Origin of the sequence: Mycobacterium sp. (genome assembly GCF_050701675.1) — a bacterium.
Classification (GTDB): domain Bacteria; phylum Actinomycetota; class Actinomycetes; order Mycobacteriales; family Mycobacteriaceae; genus Mycobacterium.
In genome coordinates this window covers 1-12,029 of the sequence record NZ_JBOGDD010000527.1, presented here as the reverse complement: position 1 = coordinate 12,029, position 12,029 = coordinate 1, and the positions used below count along the sequence as shown (strand labels likewise).

Here is a 12,029-nt window from a genome sequence, read left to right as displayed (position 1 = left end):
GCCCGGTCCATGGTGCCGAGCGCCTGCGGCGCCGAGGAGCTCGGCACCCCCGCGCACCCGCCGAGCACGACCGTCAGTGCCAGCAGACAGACCGCCCACCGCACACCCCTCACGTGCGCTCCCCCGCGGGTTCCCGCTCGCGAGCCGGCTCGCGCGGTGGGCTGTCAGGTCCAATGGGTTTGAGCGGCAACGGACTCGCCGTCACCTTGTGGCCACGCACCAGCGGAAGGGTCAACCGGAAACAAGCTCCCTTGCCCGGCTCACCCCACGCCTCGAGCCGGCCCTGGTGCAGCCGGGCGTCCTCGATCGAGATCGCGAGCCCCAGCCCGGTGCCACCGGAGCGGCGCACGCGCGACGGGTCGGAGCGCCAGAACCGGCTGAACACCAGCTTCTCCTCGCCTGGACGCAACCCGATGCCGTAGTCGCGCACCGTGACCGCGACGGTGTCCTCGTCGGCGGCCATGCGGATCCGCACCGGTTTGCGCTCGGCGTGGTCGATGGCATTGGCGATGAGATTGCGCAGGATGCGCTCCACCCGCCGGGCGTCGACCTCTGCGATCACGGCGTCGGCGGGCATGTCCACGATGAGGTCGACGGAGGCGTCCTTGGCCAGGTGCCCCACGTTCTCGAGTGCGCTCTCCACCGTCAGGCGCAGGTCCTCTGACTCGACCGACAGCTCGGCGACACCCGCGTCGTGGCGCGAGATCTCGAGCAGATCGCTGAGCAGCGTCTCGAAGCGGTCGAGCTCGTTGACCATCAACTCCGTCGCGCGTTGCAGCGCGGGCTCCAGATCCTCGCTGTGGTCATAGATCAGGTCAGCGGCCATGCGCACCGTCGTGAGCGGCGTGCGCAGCTCGTGGCTGACGTCAGAGGTGAAGCGGCGCTGCAGGTTTCCGAATTCCTCGAGTTGGGTGATCTGCCGCGAGAGACTCTCCGCCATGTCGTTGAACGACACCGCGAGCCGCGCCATGTCATCCTCGCCACGCACCGGCATCCGCTCGGTCAGATGCCCCTCGGCGAACCGTTCGGCAATCCGCGACGCGGAACGCACCGGCAGCACGATCTGCCGGGCCACCAGCAGAGCGATCGCGGCGAGCAGACCGAGGAGGACCACGCCGCCGGTGGCCATCGTGCCGCGCACGAGCGCGATGGTGCTCTCCTCGTTGTTCAGCGGAAAGATCAGATAAAGCTCGAGATTCGTCACCGGTGACGTCGTCGGGCTGCCGACGATCAGGGCCGGACCCGCGAAGCCGTCGGTGTGCACGGTCGCGTACTGATAGCTGACCTGCCCTGCCTTCACGAAGTCCCGCAGGGCCCCTGGGACCTGGTCCACGGGGCCTGCCGCGGTGGCTGGGCGAGGCCCGTCGCCCGGCACGACCAACACTGCGTCGAACGCACCGGAGAGCCCGGATCCCGAATCCACCTTGCGATCCACCAGCGTGTTGCGGGCCAGCTGCAGGCTGCTGTCCAGAGATCGCGTCTCCTCGCCCCCGACGATGCCGCTGACGGTGGTCCGCGCGCGCTCGATCTCCTCGGTGGCCGCGCGGACCTTCACCTCGAGGATGCGGTCGGTGATCTGACTCGTCAGCACGAAACCGAGGACGAGGATGACCGCCAGCGACAGCCCGAGTGTGAGGGTGACGACACGGAGCTGCAGTGAGCGGCGCCACGCGAAGCTGAGGGCGCGGCCCAGAGTGCCCAGGCCACGGAGCATGGGCGCCGAGCGGCTGCGAATACGCCGACGGGACCCCCAGATCACGGAGGTCCGGCCTTGTACCCCACTCCTCGAACGGTGAGCACCACCTGCGGGTTCTCCGGATCAGTCTCGACTTTGGCCCGTAGCCGCTGGACGTGCACATTCACCAGACGGGTGTCGGCGGGGTGTCGGTAACCCCACACCTGTTCAAGCAGCACATCCCGAGTAAACACCTGCCGCGGTTTGCGTGCCAGCGCCACCAGCAGGTCGAACTCCAGCGGCGTCAGAGAAATCTGCTCACCCCCGCGGGTGACCTTGTGGGCCGGCACGTCGATCTCGACGTCGGCGATCGACAGCATCTCGGCGGGACCGTCGTCATTGCGCCGCAGCCGGGCCCGGACCCGCGCGACGAGCTCCTTCTGCTTGAAGGGCTTCATCACGTAGTCATCGGCACCGGACTCCAGCCCGAGGACCACGTCGACGGTGTCGGTCCTGGCCGTCAGCATGACGATCGGGACGCCCGAGTCGGCGCGCAGCACCCGGCACACGTCGATGCCGTTCATCCCTGGCAACATGAGGTCGAGCAGCACCAGATCGGGCCGCAATTCACGCACTGCGGTGAGCGCCTGGCTACCGTCACCGATGACCGCGGTGTCGAAGCCCTCGCCCCGTAGGACGATCGTCAGCATCTCGGCGAGCGACGGATCGTCATCGACGACCAGAATCCTTTGCCTCATGGTGTCCATCGTGACACCCATTCGCGATAAAGCCGGGTTACCACACCGGGCGTTTTGCCTGCAGATCAGCCTGTCAGCGACTCAGCGAGGTCACGCACCACGACGTCGGGGCCTGCGACGGCCCACCGGCCGTACCAATCCGCGGCGGCGAGGGCTGCGTAGGCCGCCCCGGTGCGGCGCTGAAGTCCGTCGTCGCGTTCGTACGCGTCCCTGGCGCGGTCGGCCTCGGCTACCTCGCGTCGTCGGGCCCGCTCGGCCGCCAACTCGGTCGGTACCGCGAGCAGCACCTGCCAGTCGGGGGCCGGCATGCCGAACCGGCCGAACTCGAGCTCCGCGACCCAGGCGACCACGTCGCCGTCGACGTTCTGGTGCAGTCGGGCCGCGCTGTAGGCGGCGTTGGATGCGACGTAGCGGTCGAGGATGACGACGTCGTGTTCGGCGCTCAGTCGTTGGATCTCGGGCTTCGCATCGGAGCGATCCAACGCGAACAGCGCGGCCATCGCGTACACCGACGTGGACAGGTCGCCGTGGCCACCGTGCAGCGCCTCGGCGGCGAGGTCGGCATGCACTGACTGCTTGTAGCGCGGGAAGGCCAGCTGCGCGACGGACCTGCCGTCCGCTTCAAACGTCGCACGCAGGCCTTCGGTCAAGGTGCGCTTGCCCGCACCGTCGACTCCCTCGATCGCGATCAGCACCCGGCGAGCGTAGCGAGGGTATCGGCCGCCGATTCGGTCGGTGCTAGAACTGCCCGCAGTTCGGCGTCGTGGGCACCCCGTTGAATCGGTCGGCGATCCACTGCATCGCCGCCTCACCGTCGACCAGCATGGGCAACGCGTGGTTGACCACCAGCTTGTTCAGGAATGGCGGCTCCTCGTTGGTGCGGAACTCGACGTCGGCTCCTTGCGAACACCAGTCGCGGCCAAGCTGATTGGCCGCCGTCCACGGCACCAACGGGTCGTAGCGGTTGCTGTTGATCAGCACCGGCGCGTTCGGTTTGTACCTGCCGATCCGCTGCATGTCGAACAGGGAGCTGAAGGGCTCCTCGTTGACGAGTTTGTCGATGTCCTCGACGAAGTACGGTTGCAGATGCCGGAACATGAACTTCGCGACCGTCTCCGCGATGCACTGGTCGGCCACCTTGTACAGCAGGTCTTCCCCGCGAGGGGTGAGCTTCGAGCGGATGACGTCCGCGAACTCCGGGTAACTCGTGATGACCGAGTTCAGCGCATACCCCACCACGCCGACGAGCGCGCTGCCGTCGGCGTACGGAAACAACTCCTTCAGATCGGCGGGTGGCGCGCCGGCATACGAACCGACCACGTGGAGTTCCGGGGCGTAGGACGACGCCAGTTCCGCTGCAGACGCTGCGGCGCCCCCACCTTGGGAGTAACCCCAGAAGGCAAGTGGCCCATGCGGATCCAATGACGTGTCGGGAAGGCGCATCGCGGCCCGCCCCGCGTCGATCATCGCGTTGCCCTCGGCGACCCTGTTGACGTAGGTATGCAAGCCCGGGGTACCCAACCCCTGATAATCGGTCATGACGATCGCGAACCCGCGCGCAACCATCGTCGCGACGAACAACTCCTCGTAGTTGAAGGCGATGTCCAAGTACGGCGAGAAGTGAATGCCCTGGTTGAACTGCCGCGACGGCGCGCACTGGTCACCCTGTCCCTGGGTGCCGGGGCCGTACACGATCAGCGGCCGCGGGCCCTGGCCGGGCCAATCGTTGTCGGGTTCGAAGTAGGTTCCCGTGACTGCCATCGGATTGCCGCGAGCGTCGGTGCTGCGGTACATGATTCGCGTACCCGTGGCGATGATGGCACCGAGTTGGCCGGATGGCTCGAGCACGAGGCGCGACGGTTCGGTGCGGATCAGATCACCGGGCTGACCCGGTGGTAGCGGGTCGGGCGGTGTGTAGAACGCGGTGTACTCGTCTTCGTTGTACTTCGGGTCGCGATTGTCGATGGTGGGATCCTGCGGCTGCGCATGCACCGGAGGGGCGACTCCCAGGCATCCGATCAGCAGCAGCGAAACGAGAAACCCCCAGACCTGACCCACGACGCGGACCGTAACAGAGCGGTTCGTCGATCGTGGGCGTATCGAAGACGGGCCTCGATGTTCGCGAAACGCGTTTTCCCGCAGCGGGCTTGCTGGTTTCAACGATGCCAGTCGTCAGGAGCCGAGATCACCAGCTTGTCGGCGCTCTCATCGGGAACGTGGTACTTCGCCAGCCGAAAGTTCTAAGCACTTCGCTCGTGCACCCAGCAGCGCCACCGCCAAACGGTGTGGCCCGGATCCGGCCCGACAACAGAAAGTCCCTGGCACACCAAGTGCGCCAGGGACTTTCGCGTGCCTTACTGCGTCAGTAGCGGTAGTGCTCGGGCTTGTACGGGCCGTCGACGTCGACGTTGATGTACTCGGCCTGCTCCTTGGTCAACCTGGTGAGCGAGCCACCGAGCGCCTCGACGTGGATCTTGGCGACCTTCTCGTCGAGGTGCTTGGCCAGGCGGTAGACCTCGTTGTCGTACTCGTCGTTCTTGGTCCACAGTTCGATCTGCGCGATGACCTGGTTCGAGAAGCTGTTGCTCATCACGAACGACGGGTGTCCGGTGGCGTTGCCCAGGTTCAGCAGGCGACCTTCGGACAGCACGATGATCGAGTGGCCGTCCTTGAACGTGAACTCGTCGACCTGCGGCTTGATGTTGATCCGGATCACCTCGGGATCGCGCTCGAGCCGGGCCATCTCGATCTCGTCGTCGAAGTGCCCGATGTTGCCGAGGATGGCCTGGTGCTTCATCGCCTTCATGTGCTCGAGGGTGATGATGCCCTGGTTGCCGGTCGCGGTGATGACGATGTCCGCCCAGCCGATGGCCTCGGCGACGGTCTTGACCTCGAAGCCGTCCATCAGCGCCTGCAGCGCATTGATCGGATCGATCTCAGTGACCGCCACGCGGGCGCCCTGGGCCTTGAGCGCCTCGGCGCAGCCCTTGCCGACGTCGCCGTAACCGCAGACCAGAGCGGCCTTGCCGCCGATCAGGACGTCGGTGCCGCGGTTGATGCCGTCGATCAGCGAGTGCCGGGTGCCGTACTTGTTGTCGAACTTGCTCTTGGTGACCGAGTCGTTGACGTTGATGGCCGGGAACAACAGCTCACCGGCGGCGGCGAACTGGTACAGCCGCAAAACACCGGTGGTGGTCTCCTCGGTGACGCCCTGGACGGACTCGGCGATCTTGCCCCACTTGGTCTTGTCGGTCTCGAAGCGCTTGCGGATCAGCGCGAGGAACACCTTGTACTCGTCGGAGGCGTCGTCCTCCGTGGGGGGCACGACGCCTGCCTTCTCGAACTGGGCGCCACGCAGCACCAGCATGGTGGCGTCACCGCCGTCGTCGAGGATCATGTTGGCAGGCTCGCCCGGCCAGGTCAGCATCTGCTCGGCTGCCCACCAGTAGTCCTCGAGGCTCTCGCCCTTCCACGCGAACACCGGAACGCCCTTGGGCTCCTCGACCGTGCCGTGCGGGCCGACGACGGTCGCGGCGGCTGCGTGGTCCTGCGTCGAGAAGATGTTGCACGACGCCCAGCGCACTTCGGCGCCGAGCGCGACGAGCGTCTCGATCAGGACGGCGGTCTGCACGGTCATGTGCAGCGAGCCGGACACCCGGGCGCCCTTGAGCGGCAGCACGTCGGCGTATTCGCGGCGCAGGGTCATCAAGCCGGGCATCTCGTGCTCGGCCAGCCGGATCTCCTTGCGGCCGAACTCGGCCAGGCCCAAGTCGGCCACCTTGTAGTCGATGCCATTGCGGACATCGGCCTTCAGCTCAGTCATGTAGAGCCCCTATTCATTCGTAATGTTTTTGCCCGTGAGTGCACAGGGTTGCGTGCGGCGACACCCATGCCGACACCCATAAGCCTGCGGACTCGCGGGACAGGCGCTACGGCGCTCTGACAGCTAAGGGGTATCCATGACACCGTAGCGCTCGGCGAACGGGGTCATCAAACGGGCTAGGTCCCTGGCGACGTCGTGATCGGCTTCGGGCGGCATCGACACGTAGCTCATCGCCAGCCGGACGATGGCCCTGGCCAGCACTCCCGCGTCCTCTTCGCTCGCGCGGACCCAGCTGTGCATGAACGTCGAGGTGAGCCGCGCCGAGCTCCGGGTGATGATCGGCGCACTGTCGGTCGTGATGATCTGCAACAGATCGGGCTTGGCGGCGCCGGTCAGCAGCGAGATGACGAGCGGATCGGAAGCCGACTCCGCGAAGAAGGCCCGAAAGCCCTCGAGGAAGGCCCCGTAGACGTTGCCGACGTTTCCCTCGATCGCGTCGTCGACCGCGTCCACCAGCCGGTCGGCCAGCCGCAGCGCGTAACCCTCGGCGAGGCCCTGTCGCGACCCGAACTCGTTGTAGATCGTCTGGCGACTGATACCGGCCGCCTTGGCGACGTCGGACAGCGTGATCGACGACCAGTCGCGGATCAGCAACATGTCTCGCATGCCGTCGAGGATCGAACCGCGCAGCAGCACCCGCGACGCCTCGGCGTACGGCACGCGCTGCGCCGTACGCCGGTCTGACGGACTACTCATATGCGCGAGACTAGCCGTCACGGACGGGCGACCTCGACCATCTCGAAGTCCGCCTTCGCCGCGCCGCAGTCGGGGCAGCTCCAATCCTCGGGGATGTCATCCCAGCGAGTGCCGGGTGCGATGCCGTCCTCCGGCCAGCCCTTCTCCTCGTCGTATTCGAATCCGCACTGCACGCAAACGAACAGCTTGTAGGCATCTGCACTCATTGGTTCACTCCCATCAACTCGAAATCGACCTTCTCGCGTACCGCGCAGTCGGGGCAGCACCAGTCATCGGGTACCTGGTGCCACGGGGTGCCTTCCGGAAACCCCTCGCGCGGAGCACCTTTCGCTTCGTCGTACACGTAATCGCAGCCCGGGCAGCGGTAAGCGCTCACTGCGCCACCTCCGTGCCGTACTTCGCGAGCACCTTGTCGCGTACGCGCGGGTGGACGTTCACCCGGCTGATGTCACCGCCGTAGTGAGCCATGACGCGGTGGTCCATCACCTTGCGCCACAGCGGTGGAAAGTAGGTGAGCCCGATCATCGACGCGTACCCGCTGGGCAGACTGGGCGCACCCGCCATGCTGCGCAGCGTCTGGTAACGCCGGGTCGGATTCGCGTGGTGGTCACTGTGTCGCTGCAGGTGGTACAGGAACAGGTTGGTCACCAAATGATCGGAATTCCAACTGTGTTCGGGTGTGCACCGCTCGTAGCGGCCGCTGGCGGTCTTCTGCCGGAGCAGTCCGTAGTGCTCGAGATAGTTGACGGTCTCGAGCAGCGTGAACCCGAACACCGCCGAGATGAGCACGTAGGGAATCAGCGCGAGCCCGAAGATGGCGATCAGCGCGCCGTACAGCGCCACCGACATCACCCATGCGTTGAGCACGTCGTTGGACCAGTGCCAGGGGCTCTTGTCGAGCCTGCGCAACCGCTGCGCCTCCAATTCCCACGACGACTTCAGGCTGCCCCACACGCTGCGCGGCAGGAACTCCCAGAACGTCTCGCCGAAGCGTGCCGACGCCGGATCCTCTGGGGTGGCCACCCGGACGTGGTGGCCGCGGTTGTGTTCGATGTAGAAGTGGCCGTAGCAGGTCTGGGCCAACGTGATCTTGCTCAACCAGCGCTCCAGCGAGTCCTTCTTGTGCCCCAGCTCGTGTGCGGTGTTGATGCCGACGCCGCCCATCATGCCCACTGAGAGCGCAAGGCCGATCTTCGCCGGCCAGGACAGCGACCCGTCGAACCCGAGCCAGCCCAGGTCAGAGGCGGTGAACAGGTAGGCGCCCAGCACCACGGTGGCGTACTGGAACGGAATGAACGCATACGTGCAGTACCGGTAGTACTTGTCCTTCTCCAGCCGGTCGACGAGTTCGTCGGGCGGGTTCTGCCCGTCGGGGCCGTACCGCCAGTCCAACAGTGGCAAAACGACGTACACCAGGATCGGGCCGATCCAGAAGGGCACCTGCGCGGCAACGTGCCAGCCGAGGTGGTTGAGCACCCACACGATCGGCAGCATCACGAACACCGCGGTGGGCACGATGAGGCCCATCAGCCAGAGGTAGCGCTTCTTGTCCCGCCAGATCTCGGCGGTCCCTCCTGAACCCTCTTCGACATTCGAGAGCTTCATTGCCACGACGTCCACCCTTCTCGTGATTGCCATCACCGCTTTGACTTGACTGTACGGATACATTTGTCGTCTGTCTAGACAGAAGCACATGTTTTGTAAACACGGCCAAATCGAGGCCTCCGCGCAGTACCGTCGAAATGGTGGGGCGGAACGCAATCGTCGTCGGAGCAAGCATCGCCGGCATGTCCGCGGCCAGGGTGCTGTCGGATCACTTCGACGGGGTCACGGTCTTCGAGCGCGACGACCTGCCCGACCTGCCCGCCAATCGCACGGCGGTTCCGCAGGGCAAGCACGTGCATCTGCTGATGGCGCGCGGCGCTGCCGAGTTCGAGGGCCTGTTCCCCGGCATCCTCGACGACATGGTCTCCCACGGCGTCCCGATTCTGGAGAACCGTCCCGACTGCATCTCGTTCGGAGCGGCCGGCCACCTGCTGGGTACTCAGACCACGTTGCACGACGAGTTCACCGCATACGTGCCGAGCCGCTCACACCTCGAGTGGCAGATCAGGCGACGCGCACTGGCGATCCCGAACGTCGAGCTGGTTCGCCGCGGTATTGCCGAGCCGCAGTACGAACCCGCCGAGGAACGCGTCACGGGGGTGCTCCTCGAAACGGGTGACGAATCCACCGCGGTGGAGGCCGACCTGGTCGTGGACGCCACCGGTCGGGGCACGCGCCTGCCCACCTGGCTGGAGAAGTGGGGCTTCGGACGGCCCGCCGAGGACACCGTCGACGTCGGCATCGGCTACGCCACCCACCAAGTGCACATTCCCGACGGCCTGATCATGGAGAAGGTCGTCGTCGCCGGGGCATCTCGGGAGAAGCCGCTCGGGCTCGGCATGCTCTTGTACGAGGACGGCAACTGGGGAGTGACGACCTTCGGGACGGGAAGGGTCCAGCCGCCGCAGAACTTCGCCGAGATCTGCGACCTGGCCGATCAGGTCCTGCCCATCCACGTCAGCACCGCCCTGCGCGCGGGTGCGCCACTCGGCGAGATGGCCTTCCACGAGTACCCGACGAGCAGGTGGCGCCGCTACGACAAGATGGATCGCTTCCCGACGGGCATCGTTCCCTTCGGCGACGCCGTCGTCAGCTTCAACCCGACCTTCGGGCAGGGCATGACGATGACGTCCATCCAGGCCGGCAACCTGCGCAGGGTCCTGGAATCCGGTGACCCCGACATTGCGGGGAGACTGTCCCGCGCCACGGTCAAGACCACGTGGCCAGTTTGGACGATGACTGCCATTGGCGATCTCGCACTCCACAACGCCACCGGCGATGCCCCCTGGTGGTTCAAACCGGTCGGCGGCCTGTTCGACCAGTTGCTCGGCGCCGCGGAGACCGATCCCGTTCTCGCCGAATGGTTCCTGCGGCGCTTCAGCTTGCTCGACAGCCTCTACATGATCCCGTCGGCGCGGCTCGTCGGCCGGACGATCCGGCACAACATGGGCCTGATGCTGGCCGAGAAGCTGACTTCTAGGCGGTCAGCGCGCGATCGAGATCCGGTTCCAGATAAATGACCGTGACCGCGGGCACCGCGGCACGGACGGCCGCCTCGGCGGCATCGATGGTCGACGCCACGGTGGCCAGTTCGGTTTTCGGGGCGAGCGCGATCTTGGCTCCGACCAACATCTCGTCGGGACCGATGTAGAGCGTCCTGAGATGGATCAGGCGATCGACGTTGTCGGTCTGCTCGAGAGCGGCACGGATGGCGTCGCCCTCCTGCGCCGTAGCGCCCTCGCCGATGAGGGCGCTGTGCATCTCGACCATCAGGATGACGGCGATCACCGCGAGGAGCGCGCCGATGCAGAGGGTGCCGATACCGTCCCAGATCGGGTTTCCGGTGAGCACGGTCAAGCCGACGCCAGCGAGCGCGAGCACGAGACCGATGAGTGCGCCCGTGTCCTCGAGCAGCACGACCGGAAGCTCCGGATTGCGCGACGTGCGGATGAACCGCCACCATCCGCCGGGACCCTTGAGTGGCCTCGACTCGGCGACTGCGGTCCGAAAGCTGTACCCCTCCAAACAGATTGCCACCAGCAGGATGACCACTGCGACCAGGGGCGAGGTCAGCTCGTGCGGGTGGATCACCTTCTCGTAACCCTCGTAGAGCGCGAACGCCGCGCCGAGCGTGAACAACACCAGCGCCACCACGAACGAGTAGAAGTAGCGACTGCGTCCGTATCCGAACTGGTGCAGCGCGTCGGGCAACTTGGCGGCCTGCCGCTGTCCCCACAACAACAGCCCCTGGTTCGACGTGTCGGCCACCGAGTGCACCGCCTCCGCGAGCATCGACGAGCTACCCGTGATCAAGAAGCCCACGAACTTCGCGACCGCGATGCCGGCGTTCGCCAGCAGGGCCGCGACGATCGCCCGCTTACTACCGGACGCCGACATGATCGAACCCCTCCGTCAGATGCCAACCGTGGCGCGGAACAACGTGGTCGGCCGGTCCGCGACGAGGCGAATGGGGCCGTCATCGGCGGCCACCCACGCCGATGCACCCCGGTCGAGCGTCAGCACGCTCGCCTTGGCGTGGACTTGAACGGACCCCTCGGTGCACAGCAGCACCTGTGGTCCGTCGTGTCTGGCGGGCGCATCGATCTGGTGGCCGAGTTCACCGGCCCCGAGATGCAGCACGGACACCGCGAATTCGGGTGCCGGTGTCTCGTAGGCGAGTTCGATGCCGTCGGTGACGACCACGGGACGCAGCGCAGACTCTTCGGTTGGCGTGAAGTCGAGAACCCGCAACAGCTCGGGAACGTCGACGTGTTTGGGAGTCAGCCCACCGCGCAACACGTTGTCGGAGTTGGCCATCACCTCGAAGCCCATTCCGTGGAGATAGGAGTGCAGGTTCCCCGCCGACAGGTAGAGGCCCTCACCCGGCTTCAAACTGATCCGATTGAGCAGCATCGAGGCCAGTACGCCGGCATCGCCGGGATAGAGCTCGCCGAGCTGAAGTGTCGTCTTGGCCTCGGTGGCGAACGTCGTCGACCCAGAGCGCAGGTAGTTGACGGCACCGTCGAGCACCGCTGGCACCAGCACGTCGAGATCAGCCTGAGGCGCAGTGATCCAGGTGGTGAAGAGCGCCCGGAGGCCGTCGGCGTCCGCCTGGCCCGACAGCAGATTGACGAACGGATCCAGGCGAGGCACCGACATCGCGCGCAGGAACTCGATGGTGCGCACGACGGGACGGAAGCCCGTCAGCGCCTCGAAGGGGGTGAGCGCGACGATCAGCTCGGGCTTGTGACTCCGGTCGCGGTAATTGCGGGTCGAGGCCGAGATGGGAATCTGCTGTCGATCCTCGCGCGCGAAGCCCTCCATCGCCTGGGTCGCGCTCGGATGTGCCTGCAGCGACAGCGGTTCGTCCGCGGCGAGAACCTTGGCAAGGAACGGGAGCGCATCACCGAAG

At 66.1% G+C, this 12,029-nt stretch carries 12 protein-coding genes; 1 reads left to right on the top strand and 11 read right to left on the bottom strand.

What is annotated here, in order from left to right; translation table 11 throughout:
• Positions 1 to 109: 109 nt before the first annotated feature.
• From mtrB to ACRDUX_RS15900, 9 genes are all read right to left on the bottom strand, one after another.
• Positions 110 to 1,759: an MtrAB system histidine kinase MtrB gene (gene mtrB, locus ACRDUX_RS15940; RefSeq protein ID WP_526414984.1), complete on the bottom strand. Its 1,650-nt coding sequence runs from the start codon at positions 1,757 to 1,759 to the stop codon at positions 110 to 112.
• On the bottom strand, positions 1,756 to 2,442 hold the full coding sequence (gene mtrA, locus ACRDUX_RS15935) for a two-component system response regulator MtrA (protein ID WP_526414983.1): 687 nt from the start codon (positions 2,440 to 2,442) through the stop codon (positions 1,756 to 1,758). The genes mtrB and mtrA overlap by 4 nt, the downstream gene beginning before the upstream one ends.
• 56 nt (positions 2,443 to 2,498) lie before the next feature.
• Positions 2,499 to 3,128: a dTMP kinase gene (locus ACRDUX_RS15930; RefSeq protein ID WP_526414982.1), complete on the bottom strand. Its 630-nt coding sequence runs from the start codon at positions 3,126 to 3,128 to the stop codon at positions 2,499 to 2,501.
• Between the two features lie 43 nt (positions 3,129 to 3,171).
• On the bottom strand, positions 3,172 to 4,398 hold the full coding sequence (locus ACRDUX_RS15925) for a lipase family protein (RefSeq protein ID WP_526414986.1): 1,227 nt from the start codon (positions 4,396 to 4,398) through the stop codon (positions 3,172 to 3,174).
• Between the two features lie 397 nt (positions 4,399 to 4,795).
• Positions 4,796 to 6,256, bottom strand: coding sequence for an adenosylhomocysteinase (gene ahcY, locus ACRDUX_RS15920; RefSeq protein ID WP_526414981.1), 1,461 nt, complete (start codon positions 6,254 to 6,256; stop codon positions 4,796 to 4,798).
• A gap of 123 nt (positions 6,257 to 6,379) precedes the next feature.
• Positions 6,380 to 7,012: a TetR family transcriptional regulator AlkX gene (gene alkX, locus ACRDUX_RS15915; RefSeq protein WP_526414980.1), complete on the bottom strand. Its 633-nt coding sequence runs from the start codon at positions 7,010 to 7,012 to the stop codon at positions 6,380 to 6,382.
• 17 nt (positions 7,013 to 7,029) lie between these two features.
• Positions 7,030 to 7,218: a rubredoxin gene (locus ACRDUX_RS15910; protein ID WP_526414979.1), complete on the bottom strand. Its 189-nt coding sequence runs from the start codon at positions 7,216 to 7,218 to the stop codon at positions 7,030 to 7,032.
• Entirely contained in the window at positions 7,215 to 7,388 is a 174-nt protein-coding gene (locus tag ACRDUX_RS15905; RefSeq protein ID WP_526414978.1) for a rubredoxin, read from the bottom strand. The genes ACRDUX_RS15910 and ACRDUX_RS15905 overlap by 4 nt, the downstream gene beginning before the upstream one ends.
• Entirely contained in the window at positions 7,385 to 8,617 is a 1,233-nt protein-coding gene (locus ACRDUX_RS15900; protein WP_526414985.1) for an alkane 1-monooxygenase, read from the bottom strand. The genes ACRDUX_RS15905 and ACRDUX_RS15900 overlap by 4 nt, the downstream gene beginning before the upstream one ends.
• A 137-nt stretch (positions 8,618 to 8,754) precedes the next feature.
• Here ACRDUX_RS15900 and ACRDUX_RS15895 point away from each other — a divergent pair, with 137 nt between their 5' ends.
• Positions 8,755 to 10,137: an FAD-dependent oxidoreductase gene (locus ACRDUX_RS15895; RefSeq protein WP_526414977.1), complete on the top strand. Its 1,383-nt coding sequence runs from the start codon at positions 8,755 to 8,757 to the stop codon at positions 10,135 to 10,137.
• On the opposite strand, the gene ACRDUX_RS15890 is transcribed toward ACRDUX_RS15895, so the two are convergent.
• Positions 10,094 to 11,014 (bottom strand): cation diffusion facilitator family transporter, encoded by a 921-nt coding sequence (locus ACRDUX_RS15890; RefSeq protein ID WP_526414976.1) that lies wholly within the window; start codon positions 11,012 to 11,014, stop codon positions 10,094 to 10,096. The genes ACRDUX_RS15895 and ACRDUX_RS15890 overlap by 44 nt on opposite strands.
• A 15-nt stretch (positions 11,015 to 11,029) precedes the next feature.
• Positions 11,030 to 12,029 (bottom strand): mannose-6-phosphate isomerase, class I (gene manA / locus ACRDUX_RS15885; protein WP_526414975.1); only part of this gene is annotated, 1,000 nt, incomplete at its 5' end.